Origin of the sequence: Pseudomonas sp. NPDC087690 (assembly GCF_044743175.1) — a bacterium.
GTDB lineage: Bacteria > Pseudomonadota > Gammaproteobacteria > Pseudomonadales > Pseudomonadaceae > Aquipseudomonas.
This window is the reverse complement of the sequence record NZ_JBIUVX010000005.1, coordinates 32,639-54,583: the sequence shown is the minus strand read 5'-3', so window position 1 is coordinate 54,583 and position 21,945 is coordinate 32,639. Positions and strand designations below refer to the sequence as shown.

The window sequence follows — 21,945 nt, the reverse complement described above, 5'->3', positions numbered from 1 at the left end:
TTCAGGTATCCAGTTTTCCGGCAAGAAATTGCGTCAGACGCTGACGCATGGTTGCTCCTTCGTTACCAATACAGCCAATCGAACTTGCCGCCAGACTGTCCTGCGCCAGATCGGCTGCATCCCCCGCCAGTAATAGCTGACAATCGAGACTCAACGCCAGCCGATGCAGGCGCCGTGGCAATTGCGCGCTGGGCGCATGATTGGAAAACAGCACCAGCGCTTCGGGTTTGATCTTCTCGCAAATCAGTGTCAGCTCGTCGAACGGCTGGCCTGTGGTCAGCACCCGCACGCCCGATTCGCTGGTACTCAGAAATAACGCCGCCACCAGCAATTCCAGTTCGCGGCACTGACCGGCCAAGGCGCTGACGACGATCCTGCGTGGCTGGGAAGCGCGCAACGTGACGATTCGCTGCAACACTCGCGCGCGGAGAAAACCATCGAAAAACAGCCATTCGCTGGTTTGCCCGAACGCGTCCTGGCGCTGCAACAATGCTCGCCAGAGCGGCATCAGAATGTCCTGAAAGACCACGGCCAATGAATACGAAGAAAATATCTGGCCATAGACCCGATCCATTTCCTGATCATCGAACGAACTGATCGCGCGCTGCACCTGATGCTGCCATTGCAGATAGTCCGCCTGCACCAGATCGTCGGAAATGATGTGCGCCAGCGCTTTCAAGGGTTCGGTCTTGGCGAGAATCCTGCCGATCTTGCTGACCGCTACGCCACGGTCGATCCATTCGACGATGCTGCGAACGCGCTCGATATCGTTCATCGAATACAGCCGATGCCCACTTTCGGTGCGTGTTGGCTCGATTAATCCGTAGCGTCGCTCCCATGCACGCAAGGTAACCGGGTTGACGCCGGTCAACCGCGAGACTTCGCGGATGGGGAACAGATCCTCGCGTTCAATCGCCGTAGATGCCTGAGAAACAGGGAGTACGTCAGTTATGACGGGCATTGTGCGGTCAACTTCCATGCTGGTTAATTGGATCCCATTCTACTCCTGACCGCCCTTCATCGTTCAAGTACAGATCTGCGACGAATGTCGCTGGTGTAATCGCTAAAATCAGGAATAATCCTTGCTAGTTGAAAAGCGCAGGCCTCTACCCCGGCCTGCGTCAGGCGAACTTCCTACCCGGAACGACGCAACCGAAATACGGAGATACACAATGTCTACTTCCCCCGTCACGTTGATGGTTGCGCGTCGCGTTGCCGATGGCCGCTATCAGGATCTGATTGCCTGGCTGCGCGAAGGCGAACAGCTGGCCACCGACTTTCCCGGTTATCTCGGCTCCGGCGTGCTCGCTCCGCCGCCCGGCGATAACGAATTCCAGATTATTTTCCGCTTCGTCGATGAACAGACCCTGCATGCCTGGGAGCACTCCGCTTCGCGCACTGCGTGGCTGGATCGTGGCAGCGATCTGTTTGCGCATCCGAAGGAACATAGAGTCAGCGGTATCGAAGGCTGGTTCGGTGCAGCCGGTCAGCGTCCTGCTCGCTGGAAGCAGGCGGTAGCAATCTGGCTGGCGTTCTTTCCAGTGTCGCTGCTGTTCAACTTTGTCCTCGGCCCACTGCTCGCTGAAATGAGCTTGTTGCCGCGTGTGTTGATCAGCACGGCGTGCCTGACACCTTTGATGGTTTACTTCTTTATTCCACTGTCGACGCGCCTGCTGGCGAACTGGCTGAACAGCACGCCGGTGCGACTGCCTGTTTCAGCGACACCTCAGAAACATTAAAGATCGCAGCCTCGTTGCACTCGACAGCTCCTACGGGAACGTAAGCCGGCCCGTGCAGGAGCTGCCGCAGGCTGCGATCTTTTCCGGCGTGTCGCTGTTATAGTTTTTGCTCCCTCCGCGATGCGAGCCGTTCATGCCAGATTCCGCAGCCCCGATCCTCATCACCGGTGCCGGCCAGCGGGTCGGCCTGCATTGTGCGCAGCGTTTGCTCGAGGATGGTCATCGCGTCATCTTCACCTACCGCACCGAACGTCCCGGCGTGCAGACATTGCGTGATCTGGGCGCCCTCGGAATGTTCGCCGACTTCTCCAGAGAAGCCGGGATTCTCGCCTTCATCACTGAACTGAAAAACCATACCGACAGCCTGCGCGCCATCGTGCATAACGCCTCCGAATGGCTGGCCGAAACCCCGGGCAGCGAGACCGAAGCCTTCACGCGCATGATCAATCTGCACATGCTTGCGCCCTACCTGATCAACCTGCACTGCGCCGATTTGCTGCAGTGCTCGACGCCCGCCGACATCATCCACATCAGCGACGACGTCACGCGCAAGGGCAGCAGCAAACACATCGGATATTGCGCCACCAAGGCCGGACTCGACAGTCTGACCCTGTCCTTTGCCGCGCGTTATGCGCCAGCCATCAAGGTCAACGGCATCGCGCCGGCCCTGCTATTGTTCAATCCCGACGACGACGCGGCGTACCGCGCCAAGGCCCTGGCCAAATCCGCGCTGGGTATCGAACCCGGCAGTGAAGTGATCTATCAGAGCCTGCGCTACCTGCTCGACAACCCCTATGTCACCGGGACGACCCTGACCGTCAACGGCGGACGGCACATCAAATAAGCCGCTTCGCGAGGATGTTCCATGACCCGCTCACTGCCCGAGAACTACCGCGACATCCTCATCGGCCTCGGTGAAGATCCCGACCGTGAAGGACTGCTCGACACCCCGGCGCGCGCGGCCAAGGCCATGCGATACCTGTGTCACGGTTATGAACAGAGCGTCGACGAGATCGTCAATGGCGCGCTGTTTGCCTCGGACAGCGACGAGATGATCATCGTCGCCGACATCGAGCTGCATTCTTTGTGCGAACATCACCTGCTGCCCTTCATCGGCAAGGTCCATGTGGCTTATATTCCGACGGGCAAGGTGTTGGGGTTATCGAAGATCGCGCGGCTGGTGGACATGTTCGCCCGGCGCCTGCAGATTCAGGAAAACCTTACCCGACAGATCGCCGATGCGGTGCAACAGGTCACCGATGCCGCCGGTGTCGCCGTGGTCATCGAAGCCAGACACATGTGCATGATGATGCGCGGCGTTGAAAAACAGAATTCGACGATGAACACCTCGGTCATGCTCGGCGCCTTCCGCGAGTCGAGCAACACCCGCCAGGAGTTCCTGCAATTGATTGGACGGAGCAAGTAAATGCCACAACTTCAACCGGGAATGGCGCGCATCCGGGTCAAGGATCTGCGCTTGCGCACCTTTATCGGGATCAACGAGGACGAAATCCTCAACAAGCAGGATGTACTGATCAACGTGACAATCCTGTATGCCGCACAAGAAGCGGTGCGTGACAACGACATTGATCACGCGCTGAACTACCGCACCATCACCAAGGCGATCATCGCCCACGTCGAGGGCAATCGCTTTGCGCTGCTCGAACGCCTGACTCAGGAATTGCTCGATCTGGTGATGAGTAACGGTTCGGTGCTGTACGCCGAAGTCGAAGTCGACAAGCCGCATGCGCTGCGTTTTGCCGAGTCGGTATCGATAACGCTCGCGGCAAGCCGCTGAGCTTCAAGCTTCAAGCTTCAAGCTTCAAGCGGTAAGCTAACGGCCGACCCCGATCCAATCTTGCAGCTTGAAGCTTGCCGCTCAAAGCTGTCTCGCAGAGACCCCCATGACCGATCAACAACGCCTCGAACTCGAAGCCGCCGCCTTTCGCCGGCTGGTCGCCCATCTGGACAGCCGCAAGGACGTGCAGAACATCGACCTGATGAACCTCGCCGGCTTCTGCCGCAACTGCCTGTCGAAGTGGTACAAGGCCGAAGCCGACGAGCGCCAGATCGAGGTCAGCCTCGACGACGCCCGCGAAGTGGTTTACGGCATGCCGTACTCCGAATGGAAAGCCCAATATCAGCAAGAAGCCAACGCTGAACAACAAGCAGCGTTCGCCAAAGGAAAAACCCATGAGTGATCTGAATACCCTGCGCGCCAGTCTCAACAGCGGTGAACACGCTTTCGCCGACACCTTGGCCTTCATCGCTGCCGGTTACGACTACCAGCCGCAAGCGTTCAACAACGGTGGCGTGGAGAACGCTGCCGGGCAGAACGAAGGCTCGTGCAAGACCTTGGGTCTGGCGCTGCTGGAAGGGCTGAGTGATCAGGAAGCGCTGTTGGCGTTTGGTGAGCATTACCGCTCGGTGGTCGCGACGCCAGAGGGCAGCGATCACGGCAATATTCGTGCGTTGATCCAGCACGGTCTGGCCGGCGTCAAATTCACCGCGCAACCCCTGACCCGCCGCTGATCAAGATCAAAAGATCGCAGCCTTCGGCAGCTCCTACACCGTGATCGTTCCCACGCTCCGCGTGGGAATGCAGCCGGGGACGCTCCGCGTCCCATCGGACGCAGAGCGTCCAGATGATCATTCCCACGCAGAGCGTGGGAATGATCATCACGTGGCTGAATCTGCGGGCACAAAAAAACCGGCCAATATGGCCGGTTTTTTTATGTCTGCGATTTAGAACGAAGCGTTCTGCAGACCGTCCAGGTAACGCTCGGTGTCCAGTGCCGCCATGCAGCCGGCGCCGGCCGAGGTGATCGCCTGGCGGTAAACGTGGTCAGCCACGTCACCGGCGGCGAAGATACCTTCAACGCTGGTCGCAGTGGCATTGCCTTCACGGCCGCCCTGCACCACCAGGTAACCGTCTTTCAGGGTCAACTGGCCTTCGAACAGCGAAGTGTTCGGGGTGTGGCCGATGGCGATGAACACGCCGTCGACGGTGATTTCGTCGAAGCTGCCGTCGTTGTTCTTCAGACGCGCGCCGGTCACGCCCATGTTGTCGCCCAAGACTTCGTCGAGGTTGGCGTTCAACTTGAGGATGATCTTGCCTTCAGCGACGCGAGCGTTGAGCTTGTCGATCAGGATCTTCTCGGCGCGGAAGGTTTCGCGACGGTGGATCAGGGTCACGGTGCTAGCGATGTTGGCCAGGTACAGTGCCTCTTCAACAGCGGTGTTGCCGCCGCCGACCACTGCAACTGGCTTGTTGCGATAGAAGAAACCGTCGCAGGTCGCGCAGGCCGAAACGCCTTTGCCCATGAACGCTTCTTCCGATGGCAGGCCCAGGTAACGCGCGCTGGCGCCAGTGGCGATGATCAGGGCGTCGCAGGTGTAAGTCGCGCTGTCGCCGGTCAGGGTGTAAGGCTTGGCGGCGAAGTCGACGGCGTTGATGTGATCGAACACGATCTCGGTTTCAAAACGCTCGGCGTGTTCACGCATGCGCTCCATCAACACTGGGCCGGTCAGACCGTGGACGTCGCCCGGCCAGTTGTCGACTTCGGTGGTGGTGGTCAGTTGACCGCCGGCCTGCATGCCGGTGATCAGCAGTGGCTTGAGGTTGGCACGGGCCGCGTATACCGCAGCGCTGTAACCGGCAGGGCCGGAACCGAGAATAATCACTCGCGAATGACGGACTTCAGACATGACCTGCTCCTGTTGACCGGGCCGAAAAACAGACCCGGATCGCCGGACTGCCGGCGGGAATAAAAAAGGACTGTGGATAACCTTGGGGAAGGCGTGAGCTCGACAGTCCTGTAAAAAGTTGGGTGCAGCGTATCGAGGGGGGCAAGATTAAGGAAATACGGTTTAACAATCCAGCTCATAGGTGGTCTCTATGCCGACACACTGACGAGATGGACGTCTTTGTTACAGTGAATGTCGATCGCTCTGCCGCGCTTTCGCCACCCGTGCAAAGTCGGTAAGGTCGGCGCGTTTTCCCTTGCTCGGAGCACCTTATGCCCGCCCCCGTTCTGTCCGGCCCGCAATACCTGCGCGAAGGCCTCAAACTGGTCTTGAGCCCAGGCTTGCGCCTGTTCGTGTTGTTGCCGCTGCTGATCAACCTGGTGCTGTTCGTCGGATTGATTTATCTGGCCGGCCACCAGTTCAGCCTCTGGGTCGATACGCTGATGCCGTCGCTGCCCGAATGGCTGAGTTTCCTCAGTTACATCCTCTGGCCTTTGTTCGTGGTGCTGGTGGCGCTGATGGTGTTCTTCACCTTCACCATGCTCGCCAACGTCATCGCCGCGCCGTTCAACGGTTTCCTTGCGGAAAAAGTCGAAGTGGTGGTGCGCGGCACCGATGACTTTCCGGCGTTCAGCTGGGGTGAACTGATTGCGATGGTCCCGCGCACCCTCGCCCGGGAAATGCGCAAACTGGGCTACTTCCTGCCCCGCGCGATCGGTCTGTTCATCCTCTCGTTCATCCCGGTGGTAAACATCATCGCTGCACCGCTGTGGCTGCTGTTCGGCGTATGGATGATGGCGATCCAGTACATCGACTACCCGGCGGACAACCACAAACTGGGCTGGAACGAGATGCTCGCCTGGCTGCGGCAGAAGCGCTGGCAGAGCATGAGTTTTGGCGGGATCGTCTATCTGGTGCTGCTGATTCCGGTGGTCAACATTCTGATGATGCCGGCGGCTGTCGCTGGCGCAACGCTGTTCTGGGTGCGTGAGCGCGGTGCCGAGAACCTGGTAACGCAGCGCTAAGCGCTGACCGACCGCGCGTCACAAATCCATCATCCGAACGTCACAAGCACGACATGGCCTCAGCCGACACTGAGGCCATGACGACAGCTCTACATATCACCCTGATCAGCGAAACCTTCCCACCGGAAATCAACGGCGTGGCCAATACGCTTGGCCGCTTGTGCGATGGACTGCGCGCGCGTGGGCATCAGGTCGAATTGGTGCGCCCGCGTCAGGCCGGCGATCCGCAGCGCAGTGAGGATGATGCGCTCCTGTTATGTCGGGGCTGGCCACTGCCGGGGTACCCGGGGCTGCAATGGGGGCAGTCGTCGATGCATAAACTGCTGCGGCGCTGGAAGCGCCAGCGTCCCGATGTGCTGTACATCGCCACGGAAGGCCCGCTCGGGTTGTCGGCGCTGCGGGCGGCGCGCCGTTTGGGGATTTCGGTGGTCAGCGGTTTCCATACCAATTTTCAGCAGTACACCAGTCAGTACGGCCTCGGCTTGCTGACGCGGATGCTCACGCATTATCTGCGCTGGTTTCACAATCGTTCGGCCATGACGCTGGTGCCGAGTGTCAGCCAACGCCTGGAGCTGGAGCGGCGGCATTTCGAGCGGTTGGCGTTGTTGTCGCGTGGTGTCGACAGCCAGTTGTTTCATCCGAGCAAACGCCTGAATGCCTTGCGTGAGCAATGGGGGCTGGGCGAGCGCGATATCGCCGTGATTCACGTAGGACGCCTCGCCCCGGAGAAAAATCTGGGCTTGCTCAAGCGCAGTTTCGACACCCTGCGCAGCAGTTATCCACAGCGCAATCTGAAACTGATCGTGGTTGGCGACGGTCCGCAACGGTTAGCGCTGGAAAAGGAACTGCCCGAGGCGATTTTCTGCGGTGCGCAGCGCGGTGAAGCGTTGGCGGCGCACTATGCGTCCGGGGATCTGTTTGTGTTTCCAAGCCTGACGGAAACCTTCGGCAATGTGGTGCTGGAGGCGTTGGCTTCAGGGTTGGGTGTGGTGGCTTACGATCAGGCTGCGGCGGCGCAACATGTTCGCCATGGCTACAACGGCGTGCTGGCGATGCCGGGTGATGAGCAGGCGTTTTGTGAGGCGGCGGCGTGGTTGCTGGAGGAGGATGAAGCGTTGCGCTGCGTGCGTTTGAATGCGCGGCAGCATGCGAGTCGCCAGGGGTGGGCGGCGATCATTGAGCAGTTTGAGGAGCACTTGCGTGGGGCTTGTGTGGGGGAGCAAGTGGTGCCGAATGCGCAGACATTGCCTTGAGTTCAGGCGACTCGGAGACCGTCATCGCGAGCAGGCTCACTCCTACAGGGGAACGCATTCCAATTGTAGGAGTGAGCCTGCTCGCGAAGGGATCATTGAGAACGCCGCTTAAACCAGCGTCATCAACGCCTCACGGCTGAACGGCAGAATATCCTGCTCACGCCCTTCGCGAACTTTTTGCGCCCAGTCCGGGTCGACCAGCAACGCACGGCCCACGGCCACCAGATCGAATTCCTCTTTGTTCAGACGCTCCAGCAGATTCTCCAGACTGGCCGGTTGCGCGACCTTGTCGGTGTTGACCATGAATTGCAGGAACTCGCCATCGAGGCCAACACTGCCGACGGTGATGGTCGGTTTGCCGGTCAGCTTGCGGGTCCAGCCCGCCAGGTTCAGCTCGGAGCCGTCGAACTCCGGCTCCCAGAAACGCCGCGTCGAGCAGTGGAAAATATCCACGCCGGCGTCAGACAAAGGCTTGAGGAACTCGCCCAGTGCTTCTGGGGTTTGCACCAGACGCGCGGTGTAATCCTGCTGCTTCCACTGCGAGAAGCGGAAGATGATCGGGAAACCTTCGCCGACTGCCGCACGCACCGCTTGAATCAGCTCGATGGCGAAACGTGAACGATTGGCCAGGCTGCCGCCGTATTCGTCGGTGCGCTGGTTGCTGCCTTCCCAGAAGAACTGGTCGACCAGATAGCCGTGGGCACCGTGGATTTCCACGCCGTCCATACCGATGCTTTGTGCGTCCTTGGCGGCTTGGGCGAATGCGGCGATTACGTCCTTGATGTCCTGTTGGGTCATGCCGTGCACCACGACCTGACCGTCCTTGAGTTTTTCCGACGGACCGTAAGCCGGCACGCTGGCGTCCGGCTCGGTGCCGATGCGGCGTACGCTGCCGACATGCCAGAGTTGCGGAACGATCTTGCCGCCTTCAGCGTGAACAGCGTCGACGACTTTCTTCCAGCCGGCCAACGGCGCTTCACCAAAGAATTGCGGCACGTTCGGGTAACCGTTGGAGGCGATGTGGCCGACGGTGGTGCCTTCGGTGATGATCAGGCCGACACCGGCGGCTGCGCGACGGCGGTAGTACTCAATGACTTTCGAATTCGGCACGCCACCCGGGGAGAAGGAGCGGGTCATCGGCGCCATGACCACGCGGGTCGGCAGTTCGAGGGCACCGAGGTGGAAGGGTTTGAACAAGGCTTGAACGGGCATCGAAGGGCTCCACAGAAAAGGCTTTATGACGGCGATAATATGGAGAGTCGAAGCCGTTGAACAGCACTATTGATTTGGGTGATTAAGGATCAGAAACGAAAAGACCGCAGCCCCGTCAGTCCCGTGTAGGAGCTGCCGAAGGCTGCGATCTTTTGATCTTGCTGTTTCAGCTCAGCGCTTTTTCAATCGCATGAACAATGGTCGGATCATCCGGCGCCGTGCGCGGCGAGAATCGCGCCAATACGCGGCCGTCCTTGCCGAGCAAAAACTTTTCGAAATTCCAGGTGATGTCACCGGGAAACTCCGCGCCCTCGCCCGCCAGCAGGCGATAGAGCTGATGCCGTTCGTGACCGTTGACTTCGAGCTTGCTCGACAACGGAAACGTCACGCCATAGTTAAGGCTGCAGAAATCCTGAATTTCCTTTTCAGAACCGGGTTCCTGGCCGGCAAACTGGTTGCACGGCAGGCCCAGCACACTGAAGCCTTTGCCTTTGAATTGCTGATAGAGGTTTTCCAGCGCCGCGTACTGAGGGGTCAAGCCGCACTTGGAGGCGACGTTGACCACCAGCACGACTTGGCCCTTGAACGGCGCCAGCGGTAGCTCCTGACCATCCAGGGCTGTCAACTTAAGGTCGTGAAAAGCACTCATGACGAACTCCAGGATTCCGATGTTCTACTCGAAACAGCCACTTGGCGAGGCCACCAAGGACAGCCGCGGACTAAAAAGGCGCCCGCAGGCGCCTCTCCAGTACTCGAAGCTTAGCGCAGAAAATCAGTGGTGATGGCCACCTTCGCCATGGACGTGGCCATGAGCGATTTCTTCCTGGCTGGCATCACGGATGTCAACGATCTTCACTTTGAAGTTCAGGCGCTGACCGGCCAACGGGTGGTTGCCGTCGACGGTCACGTCGTCGCCGTCGAGGTCACGGATGGTGACGATCTGCATCTGGCCGTCCGGCGCCGAAGCGTGGAACTGCATGCCGACTTCCAGCTCGTCAACGCCTTCGAACATGCTGCGGCTCAGGGTGCTGACCAGCTCGGCGGCGTATTCGCCGTAAGCGTCTTCCGGTTCAACGGCGACTTCCAGTTCGTCACCAACCGTTTTGCCTTCCAGCGCTTTTTCCAGGCCCGGGATGATGTTGCCTGCGCCTTGCAGGTAGACCAGCGGAGCGCCGCCGGCGGAGCTGTCGATGACCTCACCAGCGTCGTTGGTCAGGGTATAGTCGATGGAGACAGCCTTATTGGCGGCGATCAGCATGTGGCGAGACCTTTTGCAGAAGAATATAGAAAGGCCAAGTTTAGCGAAGCAATCGCGCGAAAGCGAACACAACCCGGACAAACGGGTTTCGACGATCACAGGCTTCCATCAGGACGAAGACGCTCATTGGGTGGTCGAGCTTTCCTGTGGCCACACCCAGCACCTGCGCCACCAGCCGCCGTGGCAATCCCGCGCCTGGGTGCTCGACCCGGCGCAACGTATTGAAAAAATAGGCCAACCCTTTGCCTGCGGTTGGTGCGCACAAGGCTCGGTTAGCGATAACCTTGGCGACTGAATTTCGGTAGGTCGTCAGACATAAGCGACCGCCATTGCCATGCAACTTTAGAGAATTCGCATGCAAACTTTTTTTATCGCCCCCACCGATTTTGGCGTGGGTCTGACCTCCATCAGCCTCGGGCTGGTGCGCACGCTTGAGCGCGCAGGCCTCAAAGTCGGCTTCTTCAAGCCGATTGCCCAGCCGCATCCGGGCGACACCGGGCCTGAACGCTCCACCGAACTGGTGGCACGCACCCACGGTCTGAAACCGCCGCAACCGCTGGGCCTGGCCCACGTCGAGCGGATGCTCGGCGACGGTCAGCTCGATGAACTGCTTGAAGAAATCATCACCCTCTATCAGCAAGCGGCCATTGGCAAAGACGTGCTGGTCGTCGAAGGCATGGTGCCGACCCGCAGCGCCAGCTACGCCGCACGGGTCAACTTGCACCTGGCCAAGAGCCTCGACGCCGAGGTGATTCTGGTCTCGGCGCCGGAAAACGAAGTGCTCGCCGAGCTCTCCGGCCGGGTCGAATTGCAGGCGCAATTGTTCGGCGGGCCGAAAGACCCGAAAGTCCTCGGCGTGATCCTCAACAAGGTCAAAACCGACGAGAGCATGGACGCCTTCGCCACGCGTCTGAAAGAGCATTCGCCGTTGCTGCGCAGCGGTGATTTCCGCTTGCTCGGTTGCATCCCGTTCCAACCCGAACTCAACGCACCACGCACCCGCGACGTCGCCGACCTGATGGGCGCGCAAGTGCTCAATGCCGGCGACTACGAAACCCGACGGATGACCAAAATCATCATTTGCGCACGGACCATGCGCAACACCGTCGAGCTGCTCAAGCCCGGAGTGCTGGTCGTGACGCCAGGGGATCGCGACGACATCATCCTCGCCGTCAGCCTCGCGGCGATCAACGGCGTGCCGCTGGCCGGCCTGCTGCTGACCAGCGACACGCTGCCGGATCCGCGCATCATGGATCTGTGCCGTGGCGCGTTGCAGGCCGGTTTGCCGGTGTTGTCGGTGAGCACTGGCTCTTACGACACGGCCAACCTGCTCAACGGTTTGAACAAGGAAATCCCCATTGATGACCGCGAGCGCGCGGAGATCATCACCGATTTCGTCGCCAGCCATCTCGACGCCAAATGGCTGCATCAGCGTTGCGGCACGCCACGGGAAATGCGCCTGTCGCCGGCGGTGTTCCGTTATCAATTGATCCAGCGCGCGCAAGCGGCGAACAAACGCATCGTCCTGCCCGAAGGCAGCGAGCCGTTCACTGTGCAAGCGGCGGCGATCTGTCAGGAGCGCGGGATCGCCCGTTGCGTGTTGCTGGCGAAACCGGAAGACGTCGAAGCCGTCGCCCGCGCCCAAGGCATCGTCTTGCCGCCTGGGCTGGAGATTCTTGATCCCGATCTGATCCGCGAGCGCTATGTCGAGCCGATGGTAGCCCTGCGCAAAACCAAAAGCCTTAATGCGCCGATGGCCGAGCAGCAACTGGAAGACACCGTGGTGATCGGCACCATGATGCTCGCGCTGGATGAAGTCGACGGGCTGGTCTCGGGCGTGATCAACACCACCGCCAACACCATCCGCCCGGCTCTGCAACTGATCAAGACCGCACCGGGCTGCACGTTGGTGTCGTCGGTGTTCTTTATGCTGTTTCCGGAGGAAGTGCTGGTCTACGGCGACTGCGTGATGAACCCGCACCCGAGCGCTACGGAACTGGCCGAGATCGCGTTGCAAAGCGCCGACTCGGCAGCGGCATTCGGCATCACCCCGCGCGTGGCGATGATCAGTTACTCCAGCGGCGAATCGGCGACTGGCGAGGAAGTCGAGAAAGTCCGCGAGGCCACCCTGCTCGCCCACGAGCAACAACACTCGCTGCTGATCGACGGCCCGCTGCAATACGACGCTGCGGCCAACGCAGAAGTCGCCCGGCAATTGGCGCCGAACAGTCAGGTCGCCGGTCGCGCTACGGTGTTTGTGTTCCCCGATCTGAACACCGGCAACACCACCCACAAAGCGGTGCAACGCAGCGCCGATTGCGTCAGCCTCGGGCCGATGCTGCAAGGCCTGCGCAAACCAGTGAATGACTTGCCGCGCGGCGCGCAAGTCGATGACATCGTCTACACCATCGCCCTCACCGCGATTCAAGCCGCCAACCGACCTATGGATGTGTAAATGCTGGATTTTCTACCTGCACCCGTGCGCGGCGTGATCGCCTCGCTGCTGTTGGCCCTCAACACGATTCTGCTCTGCTCGTTTCTGTTCTGCGTGGCGCTGGTCAAGGCGTTGCCGTTTGCCTTCACCCAGCGCATCGCCGGGTGGCTGATGAGCCACACCCATGAAGCGTGGATCAGCAATAACAAGGGCTGGATGAACCTGGTGCGCCGCACGCGCTGGCACCTCAGCGGCTTGCAAGGCCTCGACTATCAGCACTCGTATCTGATCACCAGCAACCACCAGAGCTGGGTCGATATTCTGGTGCTGCAATACGTGCTCAACCGCCGGATTCAGCCGCTGAAATTCTTCCTCAAGCAGGAGCTGATCTGGGTGCCGGTTATCGGTCTGGCGTGGTGGGCACTGGGCTTTCCGTTCATGAAGCGCTACTCCAAGGCGTACCTGGCCAAGCACCCGGAGAAGAAAGGCAAAGACCTCGAAACCACGCGCAAGACGTGTGCGAAGTTTCGCAATAACCCGGTGGGGATTTTCAACTTCGTCGAGGGCACGCGCTTTACCGACGGCAAGCATGCGCAGCAGCAGTCGCCGTTCAAGTACCTGCTCAAGCCCAAGGCTGGCGGGATTGCCTTTGTGCTGGATGCGATGGGCGAGCAACTGGAGTCGATCGTCAACGTGACCATTCACTATCCGGCCGGGCGTCCGGGGTTCTGGGATTTGCTCTGCGGTAATGTGCGTGATGTTGTGGTGCACTTTGAAGAGCTGAAGATTCCACAGCAGTTCATCGGCAAGAACTACGATCAGGACGGCGAATATCGTTTGCAGTTTCAGGGATGGATCAATCAGCTGTGGCTGGACAAGGATGCGCTGCTGGAACAGATGCACCGCGAATATCCTTCCGTATGATCGTTCCCACGCTCCGCGTGGGAATGCCTCACTGGACGCTCTGCGTCCGCTTTAGAGGGGACGCGGAGCGTCCCGGGCTGCGTTCCCACGCAGAGCGTGGGAACGATCACGAAAAGATCGCAGCCTTCGGCAGCTCCTGCATTGGATCGACGTACATCCTCTAGGAGCTGCCGAAGGCTGCGATCTTTTGACATTCTCAAAGCGACAAAAAAGCCCGCCGATGACTACTCATCGGCGGGCTTTTTCTTGCAGCTTGAAACTCGAAGCTTGCCGCTGCTTTATTGCTTAGATCGCGCCACGCTGACGCAGCAGATCCAGCACTTGCTTGACGCTTTCTTCCAGACTCAGTGTCTGCGTGTCGATCACCAGATCGGCATTCAGCGGCACGTCGTACGGGAAGGATTCGCCCGGGATGTTGTCGCCAGCGGCGGCATACAGACCTTGCGGATCACGCTCGGCGCACACGGCCGGCGAGGCCTGCACGTAGACCGTCAGCAGACGATCCTTGCCGATCAGATCCTTGGCTTGCTCGCGGCCTTCAGCACTCGGCGCAACGAACGCGGCCAGAGTCAGCAGACCGGCTTCGTTGAACTGACGCGCCACGTGCGCGGCACGACGCCAGTTCTCGGTACGCCCGGCGCGATCCTGTGGCAGACCTTTATTGAGGTCGTGACGCAGGTTCTGACCATCCAGTACAAACACCGCACGCCCCATGTCGAACAGCTTGCGCTCGACCGCATAAGCCAGCGTGCTCTTCCCCGCGCCCGACAGGCCGCTGAACAGCACGGTCGCCGGTTGCTGACCAAAGCGCTGAGCACGCTCTTCAGTCGCAACATGCGCCAGTTTGCCGTGGTGCGTGGCAGTGCCATGGGTCACCGGCTGGGCGACGATCATGCCGGCGCCAACGGTGCCATTGGTCAAACGGTCGATGATGATGAACGCGCCGGTGGTGCGGTTGCTTTCGTAACCGTCGAGGGCGATCGGCGCGTCGAGCGCGATCTTCACCTTGCCGATTTCGTTGAGCTGCAACGCGCTCGCCGGGCCTTCTTCCAACGTGTTGACGTCGACCTTGTTGACGATGCTGGCGATCGAGCCTGGCACGTAACTGGTGGCGCGTTTGATGTCGTATTTCTTGCCCGGCAGCATCGGCTCTTCAGCCATCCACACCAGCATCGCTTCGAAGCTGTCGGTAACCGGCGGCACGTTGTCGGCATGCACCAGCAGGTCGCCACGGGAGATGTCGATTTCGTCTTCCATGGTCAGCGTCACTGCCTGACCTGGACCGGCGTGTTCCAGTTCACCTTCGAAGGTGACGATGGATTTCACGCGGCTGCTCTTGCCCGACGGCAGCACCACGACTTCGTCGCCTTTCTTGACGATGCCGCTGGCCAGCGTGCCGGCGAAACCACGGAAGTTCAGGTTCGGACGGTTGACGTACTGCACCGGGAAACGCAGATCGGTGAAGTTGCGATCGCCCGCGACTTCCACGGTCTCGAGAATTTCCATCAGCGACTGGCCTTTGTACCAAGGCGAGCGCTCGGACTTGTTCACCACGTTGTCGCCTTTGAGGGCTGACATCGGCACGAAGTGCATGCTGGTCGGCTTCATCTTCAAGCCTTCGGCAAACTTCAGGTAGTCGGCCTTGATCGACTCGAACACGCCTTCATCGAAGCCCTTCAAGTCCATCTTGTTGATGGCAACAACGATGTGTTTGATACCCAACAGGGAGGCGATGAAGCTGTGGCGACGGGTCTGGGTCTGCACGCCGTAACGCGCGTCGACCAGAATGATCGCCAGGTCACAGGTTGATGCACCGGTGGCCATGTTGCGGGTGTACTGCTCATGGCCGGGGGTGTCGGCGATGATGAATTTGCGTTTGGCGGTGGAGAAATAGCGATAGGCGACATCAATGGTGATGCCCTGCTCGCGCTCGGCCTGCAGGCCGTCGACCAGCAACGCCAGGTCGATGTCGTCACCGGTGGTGCCGACTTTCTTCGAGTCGCGGGTGATCGCCTCGAGGTGATCTTCGTAGATCATCTTCGAGTCGTGCAGCAGGCGCCCGATCAGGGTGCTCTTGCCGTCATCGACGTTACCGCAAGTCAAAAAGCGCAGCAGCTCTTTACGTTCGTGCTGGCCCAGGTAGGCGAGGATGTCCTCGCTGATCAAATCAGATACGTGCGACATGACAGCCCCTTAGAAATAGCCTTGACGTTTTTTGTCTTCCATTGAGCCTGCGCCATCGTGGTCGATGACTCGGCCCTGGCGCTCGGAAGTTCGCGTCAGGAGCATTTCTTGAATGATGTCCGTGAGGCTTTCGGCCTCGGACTCCACGGCACCCGTCAACGGGTAGCAGCCAAGGGTACGGAAACGCACTTTCTTTTTGACGATGCGCGCTTTGTCTTCGTCGGACAGGTGCTCGAGGATGCGCTCGTCGTCGATCATGATCAGCGTGCCGTTCTTCTCGATCACTTCGCGTTCGGCGGCGAAGTACAGCGGCACAATCGGGATGCCTTCGAGGTAGATGTACTGCCAGATGTCCAGTTCGGTCCAGTTCGACAGCGGGAACACACGAATGGATTCGCCCTTGTTGACCTTGCCGTTGTAGACGTTCCACAGCTCCGGGCGCTGGTTTTTCGGATCCCAGCGGTGCTTGCTGTCGCGGAACGAGTACACGCGCTCTTTGGCGCGGGATTTCTCTTCATCGCGACGGGCACCGCCGAAGGCTGCGTCGAAACCATGCTTGTCGAGCGCCTGCTTCAGGCCCTCGGTTTTCATGATGTCGGTGTGCTTGGCGCTGCCGTGGATGAACGGGTTGATGTTCTGCGCCACGCCATCGGGGTTGATGTGGGTGATCAGGTCCAGGCCCAGTTCTTCGACCATCTTGTCGCGGAACTTGTACATCTCCTGGAATTTCCAGCGGGTGTCGACGTGCATCACCGGAAACGGCAGTTTGCCCGGGAAGAACGCCTTGCGTGCCAGGTTCAGCATCACGGAGGAGTCTTTACCGATGGAGTACATCATCACCGGGTTATCGAACTCGGCGGCCAACTCGCGGATTATGAGGATGCTTTCAGACTCCAGATGTTTCAGATGCGTCAGTTTGTCGACCATGGCTACTCACGAAAGCTTTCTTATGAACGGCCAGCGGGCCGTGTTCGAGCGAGGAATCCTAGCACAGCGACCTCTTCTAATCAGGACGCCAACTAGATCGAAAGGGTATATGAATATGCCTGCCAGTTCGGCCGTCCACCCCTGTAGGAGTGAGCCTGCTCGCGATAGCGGTGTGTCAGTCACCGCTATCTTGAATGTGACAAAGCTATCGCGAGCAGGCTCACTCCTACAGGGGAAATGCGGTGGATTCAGATCGGGTTGGGGCAGTCGATGAAGATGTGTTCGACGGCGAAGCGTTTTGCCAGGTAATCGCCCAGCGCCTGCACGCCGTAGCGTTCGGTGGCGTGGTGGCCGGCGGCGATGAAGCTGATGTCGTTCTCGCGCGCGCTGTGGAAAGTCTGCTCGGACGCTTCACCGCTCAAATACAGATCGACGCCTGCGGCGACGGCTTGATCGATGTAGCCTTGGCCGCCGCCAGTGCACCAGCCGACTCGACGGATCATCGGATTGCCTTCAATCAGCAGCGGCTCGCGCCCCATGACTTCCTGCACCTTGCGGGCGAAATCGCGGGCGGTCATCGGCTCTTTCAAAGACCCGACAAGGCCGACGATTTTCAGGTTATCCGGATCCAGTGGTCCTTCGACGGTGATGTCCAGTTGGCGAGCAAGCTGCACGTTATTGCCGACATCCGGATGCAAATCCAGCGGCAGGTGGTACGCAAGCAGACTGATGTCGTGCTTGAGCAGGGTCTTCAGTCGACGCTGCTTCATGCCGGTGATGCACGGGTTTTCGCCCTTCCAGAAATAACCGTGATGCACCAGCACCAGATCGGCCTCGGCCTCGACGGCTGCATCGAGCAACGCCTGGCTGGCGGTGACGCCGCTGACAATGCGCATCACCTGCGGACGGCCTTCGACCTGCAATCCATTCGGGCAATAATCGGCAATTTTCGCACTGCCAAGGTAACGGTCGGCTTCTTCGACGAGGGTGCTGAGGGCAACGGCCATGAAAGACTCCTAAATATCCCGTTCAGAGGCACGCGCGGCCTCGTATAATGCGCGACATTATGGGCGGTCTGACCCCGCCTGCAACTCTTCCAGGACGTGCTTAATGTTCAAGGCGCTGCGTTTTATGGGCTGGCCGCTGTTGGCCGGCGTGCTTATCGCTCTGTTGATTATTCAGCGTTACCCGCAGTGGGTCGGGCTGCCGAGCCTCGACGTCAACCTGCAACAGGCCCCGCAAACCACCAGCGTGCAGCAGGGCCCGGTGTCCTACGCCGATGCGGTGACCATCGCGGCGCCCTCGGTGGTCAACCTGTACACCACCAAAGTCATCAACAAACCGGCGCATCCGTTGTTTGAGGATCCGCAGTTCCGCCGTTTCTTCGGGGACAACTCGCCGAAGCAGAAACGCATGGAATCGAGCCTCGGCTCCGGCGTGATCATGAGCCCGGAAGGCTACATCCTCACCAACAACCACGTGACCAGCGGTGCCGACCAAATTGTTGTCGCATTAAAGGATGGCCGTGAAACCCTCGCCCGGGTGATTGGCAGCGATCCGGAAACCGATCTCGCGGTGTTGAAGATCGACCTGAAAACCCTGCCGGCGATCACCGTCGGCCGCTCCGACAACATTCGCATCGGCGACGTCGCGCTGGCCATCGGCAACCCGTTCGGCGTCGGCCAGACGGTGACCATGGGTATCATCAGCGCCACCGGCCGCAACCAACTGGGCCTGAATAACTACGAAGACTTCATCCAGACCGACGCGGCGATCAACCCAGGCAACTCCGGCGGCGCGCTGGTCGATGCCAACGGCAACCTTACTGGCATCAACACGGCGATCTTCTCCAAGTCCGGCGGTTCGCAGGGCATTGGCTTTGCGATCCCGGTGAAACTGGCGATGGAAGTGATGAAGTCGATCATCGAGCACGGTCAGGTGATTCGCGGCTGGCTGGGCATTGAAGTGCAGCCGCTGACGCAAGAGCTGGCCGAGTCGTTTGGTCTGTCCGGACGTCCGGGGATTGTCGTTGCGGGGATCTTCCGTGATGGCCCGGCGCAGAAAGCTGGCCTGCAATTGGGTGATGTGATTCTGAGCATTGATGGCGAGCCGGCCGGCGATGGTCGTCGTTCGATGAACCAGGTGGCGCGCATCAAACCGACGGACAAAGTGACCATTCAGGTGATGCGCAACGGCAAAGAGCTGAAGCTCACGGCTGAAATCGGCCTGCGTCCGCCACCGGCGCCGGTGAAAGAAAAAGAAGAGTAAAACTTTTCTCGCGCCAGATGCGCGAATAAAAGACATTCTCAAAAGGCATGTTATATTGTTTCAATTCTAAGAATTGGAACAACATAACATGTCGTCTCGAACAAAGGCCTCCCTGCTCGGTATGAGCCTTGGCTTGCTGGTCGATCCAGCCTTCGCCGAAGAATCAAAACCCCTCGAACTCGACGCCATCAGCGTCATCTCCGACTACGAATCGCCGACTGGCCCGGTCAAAGGCTATCGCGCTACGCGCTCGTCCAGCGCGACCAAAACCGACACGGCGATCCGCGATATCCCGCAGGCAATCAGCGTGGTGCCCGCCAGCGTGCTCAAGGATCTGGGCAGCACCAGCGTCGAACGCGCGCTGGATTTTGCCGGCGGTGTATCGAAGCAGAACAACTTCGGCGGCCTGACCCTTTACGAGTACAGCGTGCGCGGCTTCACCACCTCGGAGTTCTACAAGGACGGTTTCAGCGCCAACCGGGGTTATCCGAGCACGCCGGATGCAGCCAATATCGAGCGCATCGAAGTGCTTAAAGGCCCCGCCGCCAGTCTGTACGGCCGCGGCGATCCCGGCGGCACAGTGAACATCGTCACCAAGAAACCGCAGCCCGAAGCCTTCACCACGTTGCAAACCAGCGCCGGCAGTTGGGACCGCTATCGCACCGCGCTGGACGTCAACACGCCGCTGGATGATCACGGCAATGTGCTCTCGCGCATCAACCTCGCGGTCGAAGACAACAACAGCTTCCGCGACCACGTCGACAGCCAGCGCGTATTCGTTGCGCCTTCGATCAGTTGGCAACTGAACCCGGACACCTCGTTGCTGGTGGAAAGCGAAATCGTCCGCCACAGCTCGACCTTCGATCGCGGCATCGTCGCACCGAACAACAAATGGAGCGGCGTGTCGCGCTCGACCTTCCTCGGCGAGCCCAACGACGGCAACATCGATAACCGCAACAATCTGCTGCAGGCCACGCTCGAACATCACCTCAATGACAGTTGGAAACTGCGCCTGGCCAGTCACTACAAGGAAGGCAAACTCTGGGGCGACGCCTCTGAATCCCGTCCGTTGAACGCCGATGGCCACACCGTCAACCGCCGCTATCGCGAGCGTGATACCAACTGGCATGACAGCATCACCCAACTGGAGCTGCGCGGTCTGTTCGACCTCGGTCCGTGGCAGCACGAACTGCTGATCGGCACCGAGTACGAAAACTTCCGCAAGAACGAACGTGTCACCACCATTGCCGGCGGCCCCTACGCCATCGACATCTACAAACCGATCTACGGCCAGCCAAAACCCAACGGCGCCCGCTCGGGCACGGATACGTTCGAACACGTCGAAAGCCATGCGCTGAACCTGCAGGATCAGATCGTCTTCACCGACAAACTGCGCGGGATGATCGGCGCACGCTTCGAGCATTTCGATCAGCACATCGACGATCACAGCCGCCACGCCACGAGCAACCAGCGTCACGCTGCCCTCACCCAGCGCGCCGGCCTGCTCTACCAACTGACGCCGAACACCGGCCTGTTCGCCAACGCCTCGACCTCGTTCAAACCGAACAACGGCCTCGACGCCTCCGGCAAATCCTTCGACCCAGAAGAAGGCGTCGGCTACGAAGTCGGGATCAAGAACGAACTGTTCGACGAGCGCCTGAGCAGCACCCTCGCCTTCTTCCACATCGACAAGGAAAACGTCCTCGCCCTCGACCCTGGCACCGACACCAGCCGCGCGATGGGCAAGGCGCGCAGTCGCGGTTTCGATTGGCAAGTCACCGGGCAAGTCACCGAAGCCGTGCGGATCATCGGCGCCTTTGCCTGGATCGACGCCGAAGTGACCCAAGGCGACGCGGTAATTCCCACCGGCAGCCGCATCCTCGGCGTGGCCAAGCGCAGCGGCAGCCTGCTTGGGGTTTATGAGTTTCAGGATGGGCATTTGCGCGGCTCGGACGTCGGCGCCGCGTTCACTTATGTCGGCGACCGCTCGGGTGAAGCCGGCAGCGATTTTGAATTGCCGGCCTACCAGACCGTCGACCTGCTCGCGCATTACAAGGCCAGCGACAACGTCACCGTCGGCCTGAACCTGAACAACCTCTTCGACGAGAAGTACTACGAGCGCTCCTACAGCAACTACTGGGTCAACCCCGGCGAACCGCGCAACTTCACCGTCAGCCTGACACTCAACCTGTAAAAGGACGTCACCATGCAATACGGCAAAACCTCTGTGCTCATCGCCGCTTTGTTCGCAGGCCAGGTTTCGGCCCATGGCCTGTGGACCGAACAACGGCGTGGCAACATCGAAGTGGTCTATGGCCACGGCGCTGAAGACAACGCGTTCAAGGCACAGAAAATCAGCGGCGCGTGGGCTTATGACGGGGGCGGCAAGATGATTCCGGTCAGCGTCGAGCGTCTGGCGGATCACGCGCGTTTGAAACCTTTGAAGGCGCCTGCGGTGATGGCCGTGGCGCTGAATAACGGCATGTGGTCGCAAACCACCGACAAAAAGTGGGTCAACGAAGGTCGCAGCAAAGTGCCGGGCGCTGTCGAGGCAACCGAGACGTTTAAATACAGTCTGGCGATTTATCAGCCGGGGGCGAAGTTACCCAAGCTTGATCAGATCAAGTTGCTGATTCTGCCGGAGGTTGATCCGCTGACCGTTGGTCCGGGCAAGTCATTGCCGGTGCGGGTGTGGCTCGATGGCAAACCGGCGGCCGGGGTGAAGTTGATTGGTGATTATCGCAGTGCGCCGAACACGTTGAGCACCGAGACTGACAAGGACGGCCGCGCCCAAGTGTTGGTGAGGAATGAAGGGTTAAATGTGATTGCGGCGCAGGTTGAGGTGCCGGTGAAAGGCAGCGCGGATGTGGATAGTCGTGGGTTGTTTACCTCACTGACTTTCCTTGGCGAGCCGCATCACGAGTAACCACCACAAATCCCCCTGTAGGAGTGAGCCTGCTCGCGATTGCAGTGC

The 21,945-nt window shown here is 59.7% G+C and carries 22 protein-coding genes; 14 read left to right on the top strand and 8 right to left on the bottom strand.

Annotated elements, in window-relative coordinates:
- Window position 1: 1 nt before the first annotated feature.
- Window positions 2-961, bottom strand: a complete 960-nt coding sequence (locus tag ACIPIZ_RS09585) for a MerR family transcriptional regulator (RefSeq protein ID WP_064388013.1) — start codon at window positions 959-961, stop codon at window positions 2-4.
- 211 nt (window positions 962-1,172) lie between these two features.
- Between ACIPIZ_RS09585 and ACIPIZ_RS09580 the strand changes: the two genes are divergently transcribed.
- The 6 genes from ACIPIZ_RS09580 to ACIPIZ_RS09555 all read left to right on the top strand — a co-directional run bounded on the left by ACIPIZ_RS09580 (window position 1,173) and on the right by ACIPIZ_RS09555 (window position 4,271).
- Complete coding sequence (locus ACIPIZ_RS09580; RefSeq protein ID WP_253480153.1) at window positions 1,173-1,739, top strand: antibiotic biosynthesis monooxygenase; 567 nt, start codon at window positions 1,173-1,175, stop codon at window positions 1,737-1,739.
- Window positions 1,740-1,872: 133 nt separating this feature from the next.
- Window positions 1,873-2,583: a dihydromonapterin reductase gene (gene folM, locus ACIPIZ_RS09575; protein ID WP_401165090.1), complete on the top strand. Its 711-nt coding sequence runs from the start codon at window positions 1,873-1,875 to the stop codon at window positions 2,581-2,583.
- Window positions 2,584-2,604: 21 nt separating this feature from the next.
- Entirely contained in the window at window positions 2,605-3,165 is a 561-nt protein-coding gene (gene folE / locus ACIPIZ_RS09570; RefSeq protein WP_401165088.1) for a GTP cyclohydrolase I FolE, read from the top strand.
- Window positions 3,166-3,537 carry a dihydroneopterin triphosphate 2'-epimerase gene (gene folX / locus ACIPIZ_RS09565; protein ID WP_053117178.1) on the top strand — a complete coding sequence of 124 codons (372 nt, stop codon included), beginning with the start codon at window positions 3,166-3,168 and terminating at the stop codon, window positions 3,535-3,537. It abuts the gene before it with no gap.
- Window positions 3,538-3,643: 106 nt separating this feature from the next.
- Entirely contained in the window at window positions 3,644-3,940 is a 297-nt protein-coding gene (locus ACIPIZ_RS09560; protein WP_401165086.1) for a DUF1244 domain-containing protein, read from the top strand.
- A complete protein-coding gene (locus ACIPIZ_RS09555) occupies window positions 3,933-4,271 on the top strand; it encodes a HopJ type III effector protein (RefSeq protein ID WP_401165084.1) in 339 nt (112 codons plus the stop codon). Before ACIPIZ_RS09560 ends, ACIPIZ_RS09555 begins: the two co-directional genes overlap by 8 nt.
- A gap of 213 nt (window positions 4,272-4,484) precedes the next feature.
- Here ACIPIZ_RS09555 and trxB read toward each other — a convergent pair whose 3' ends face one another.
- Window positions 4,485-5,447 (bottom strand): thioredoxin-disulfide reductase, encoded by a 963-nt coding sequence (gene trxB, locus ACIPIZ_RS09550; RefSeq protein WP_064387984.1) that lies wholly within the window; start codon window positions 5,445-5,447, stop codon window positions 4,485-4,487.
- Between the two features lie 311 nt (window positions 5,448-5,758).
- On the opposite strand from trxB, the gene cysZ reads away from it, so the two are divergent.
- Both cysZ and ACIPIZ_RS09540 read left to right on the top strand, forming a co-directional pair.
- On the top strand, window positions 5,759-6,511 hold the full coding sequence (gene cysZ / locus ACIPIZ_RS09545) for a sulfate transporter CysZ (RefSeq protein WP_064387985.1): 753 nt from the start codon (window positions 5,759-5,761) through the stop codon (window positions 6,509-6,511).
- Window positions 6,512-6,564: 53 nt separating this feature from the next.
- Window positions 6,565-7,764, top strand: a complete 1,200-nt coding sequence (locus ACIPIZ_RS09540) for a glycosyltransferase family 1 protein (protein WP_105705503.1) — start codon at window positions 6,565-6,567, stop codon at window positions 7,762-7,764.
- A 108-nt stretch (window positions 7,765-7,872) separates the two neighbouring features.
- On the opposite strand, the gene ACIPIZ_RS09535 is transcribed toward ACIPIZ_RS09540, so the two are convergent.
- The 3 genes from ACIPIZ_RS09535 to ACIPIZ_RS09525 form a co-directional block, all read right to left on the bottom strand.
- On the bottom strand, window positions 7,873-8,976 hold the full coding sequence (locus ACIPIZ_RS09535; RefSeq protein WP_105705501.1) for an NADH:flavin oxidoreductase: 1,104 nt from the start codon (window positions 8,974-8,976) through the stop codon (window positions 7,873-7,875).
- Between the two features lie 166 nt (window positions 8,977-9,142).
- On the bottom strand, window positions 9,143-9,625 hold the full coding sequence (locus ACIPIZ_RS09530; protein WP_064387988.1) for a glutathione peroxidase: 483 nt from the start codon (window positions 9,623-9,625) through the stop codon (window positions 9,143-9,145).
- A 123-nt stretch (window positions 9,626-9,748) separates the two neighbouring features.
- A complete protein-coding gene (locus ACIPIZ_RS09525) occupies window positions 9,749-10,234 on the bottom strand; it encodes a peptidylprolyl isomerase (RefSeq protein WP_064387989.1) in 486 nt (161 codons plus the stop codon).
- Between ACIPIZ_RS09525 and ACIPIZ_RS09520 the strand changes: the two genes are divergently transcribed.
- Genes ACIPIZ_RS09520 through ACIPIZ_RS09510 form a run of 3 tightly spaced genes read left to right on the top strand, consistent with a single transcriptional unit; the run spans window position 10,203 to window position 13,592 of the window.
- The gene (locus ACIPIZ_RS09520) at window positions 10,203-10,529 is read left to right on the top strand and encodes a DUF3565 domain-containing protein (RefSeq protein ID WP_401165081.1); all 327 of its coding nucleotides are present in this window, start codon (window positions 10,203-10,205) and stop codon (window positions 10,527-10,529) included. The genes ACIPIZ_RS09525 and ACIPIZ_RS09520 overlap by 32 nt on opposite strands.
- Window positions 10,530-10,589: 60 nt before the next feature.
- Window positions 10,590-12,689 (top strand): phosphate acetyltransferase, encoded by a 2,100-nt coding sequence (gene pta / locus ACIPIZ_RS09515; RefSeq protein WP_236430960.1) that lies wholly within the window; start codon window positions 10,590-10,592, stop codon window positions 12,687-12,689.
- Window positions 12,690-13,592: an acyltransferase gene (locus ACIPIZ_RS09510; RefSeq protein WP_401165079.1), complete on the top strand. Its 903-nt coding sequence runs from the start codon at window positions 12,690-12,692 to the stop codon at window positions 13,590-13,592.
- A 285-nt stretch (window positions 13,593-13,877) separates the two neighbouring features.
- On the opposite strand, the gene cysN is transcribed toward ACIPIZ_RS09510, so the two are convergent.
- The 3 genes from cysN to ACIPIZ_RS09495 form a co-directional block, all read right to left on the bottom strand.
- Window positions 13,878-15,776, bottom strand: a complete 1,899-nt coding sequence (gene cysN, locus ACIPIZ_RS09505) for a sulfate adenylyltransferase subunit CysN (RefSeq protein WP_064387993.1) — start codon at window positions 15,774-15,776, stop codon at window positions 13,878-13,880.
- Window positions 15,777-15,785: 9 nt separating this feature from the next.
- Window positions 15,786-16,703, bottom strand: coding sequence for a sulfate adenylyltransferase subunit CysD (gene cysD / locus ACIPIZ_RS09500; protein ID WP_401165077.1), 918 nt, complete (start codon window positions 16,701-16,703; stop codon window positions 15,786-15,788).
- A gap of 248 nt (window positions 16,704-16,951) precedes the next feature.
- Window positions 16,952-17,710, bottom strand: a complete 759-nt coding sequence (locus ACIPIZ_RS09495; protein ID WP_038357546.1) for a Nif3-like dinuclear metal center hexameric protein — start codon at window positions 17,708-17,710, stop codon at window positions 16,952-16,954.
- Window positions 17,711-17,813: 103 nt separating this feature from the next.
- On the opposite strand from ACIPIZ_RS09495, the gene algW reads away from it, so the two are divergent.
- The 3 genes from algW to ACIPIZ_RS09480 all read left to right on the top strand — a co-directional run bounded on the left by algW (window position 17,814) and on the right by ACIPIZ_RS09480 (window position 21,897).
- Complete coding sequence (gene algW, locus ACIPIZ_RS09490) at window positions 17,814-18,971, top strand: Do family serine endopeptidase AlgW (RefSeq protein ID WP_064387994.1); 1,158 nt, start codon at window positions 17,814-17,816, stop codon at window positions 18,969-18,971.
- Between the two features lie 88 nt (window positions 18,972-19,059).
- A complete protein-coding gene (locus ACIPIZ_RS09485) occupies window positions 19,060-21,165 on the top strand; it encodes a TonB-dependent siderophore receptor (RefSeq protein WP_401165075.1) in 2,106 nt (701 codons plus the stop codon).
- A 12-nt stretch (window positions 21,166-21,177) separates the two neighbouring features.
- A complete protein-coding gene (locus tag ACIPIZ_RS09480) occupies window positions 21,178-21,897 on the top strand; it encodes a DUF4198 domain-containing protein (protein ID WP_401165074.1) in 720 nt (239 codons plus the stop codon).
- Window positions 21,898-21,945 lie beyond the last annotated feature (48 nt).

Coding starts and splice junctions, on each gene's coding strand:
- ACIPIZ_RS09585 (WP_064388013.1), bottom strand. CDS start 961: ATGCCCGTCATAACTGACGTACTCCCTGTTTCTCAGGCATCTACGGCG.
- ACIPIZ_RS09580 (WP_253480153.1), top strand. CDS start 1,173: ATGTCTACTTCCCCCGTCACGTTGATGGTTGCGCGTCGCGTTGCCGAT.
- folM (WP_401165090.1), top strand. CDS start 1,873: ATGCCAGATTCCGCAGCCCCGATCCTCATCACCGGTGCCGGCCAGCGG.
- folE (WP_401165088.1), top strand. CDS start 2,605: ATGACCCGCTCACTGCCCGAGAACTACCGCGACATCCTCATCGGCCTC.
- folX (WP_053117178.1), top strand. CDS start 3,166: ATGCCACAACTTCAACCGGGAATGGCGCGCATCCGGGTCAAGGATCTG.
- ACIPIZ_RS09560 (WP_401165086.1), top strand. CDS start 3,644: ATGACCGATCAACAACGCCTCGAACTCGAAGCCGCCGCCTTTCGCCGG.
- ACIPIZ_RS09555 (WP_401165084.1), top strand. CDS start 3,933: ATGAGTGATCTGAATACCCTGCGCGCCAGTCTCAACAGCGGTGAACAC.
- trxB (WP_064387984.1), bottom strand. CDS start 5,447: ATGTCTGAAGTCCGTCATTCGCGAGTGATTATTCTCGGTTCCGGCCCT.
- cysZ (WP_064387985.1), top strand. CDS start 5,759: ATGCCCGCCCCCGTTCTGTCCGGCCCGCAATACCTGCGCGAAGGCCTC.
- ACIPIZ_RS09540 (WP_105705503.1), top strand. CDS start 6,565: ATGGCCTCAGCCGACACTGAGGCCATGACGACAGCTCTACATATCACC.
- ACIPIZ_RS09535 (WP_105705501.1), bottom strand. CDS start 8,976: ATGCCCGTTCAAGCCTTGTTCAAACCCTTCCACCTCGGTGCCCTCGAA.
- ACIPIZ_RS09530 (WP_064387988.1), bottom strand. CDS start 9,625: ATGAGTGCTTTTCACGACCTTAAGTTGACAGCCCTGGATGGTCAGGAG.
- ACIPIZ_RS09520 (WP_401165081.1), top strand. CDS start 10,203: ATGGAGACAGCCTTATTGGCGGCGATCAGCATGTGGCGAGACCTTTTG.
- ACIPIZ_RS09525 (WP_064387989.1), bottom strand. CDS start 10,234: ATGCTGATCGCCGCCAATAAGGCTGTCTCCATCGACTATACCCTGACC.
- pta (WP_236430960.1), top strand. CDS start 10,590: ATGCAAACTTTTTTTATCGCCCCCACCGATTTTGGCGTGGGTCTGACC.
- ACIPIZ_RS09510 (WP_401165079.1), top strand. CDS start 12,690: ATGCTGGATTTTCTACCTGCACCCGTGCGCGGCGTGATCGCCTCGCTG.
- cysN (WP_064387993.1), bottom strand. CDS start 15,776: ATGTCGCACGTATCTGATTTGATCAGCGAGGACATCCTCGCCTACCTG.
- cysD (WP_401165077.1), bottom strand. CDS start 16,703: ATGGTCGACAAACTGACGCATCTGAAACATCTGGAGTCTGAAAGCATC.
- ACIPIZ_RS09495 (WP_038357546.1), bottom strand. CDS start 17,710: ATGGCCGTTGCCCTCAGCACCCTCGTCGAAGAAGCCGACCGTTACCTT.
- algW (WP_064387994.1), top strand. CDS start 17,814: ATGTTCAAGGCGCTGCGTTTTATGGGCTGGCCGCTGTTGGCCGGCGTG.
- ACIPIZ_RS09485 (WP_401165075.1), top strand. CDS start 19,060: ATGTCGTCTCGAACAAAGGCCTCCCTGCTCGGTATGAGCCTTGGCTTG.
- ACIPIZ_RS09480 (WP_401165074.1), top strand. CDS start 21,178: ATGCAATACGGCAAAACCTCTGTGCTCATCGCCGCTTTGTTCGCAGGC.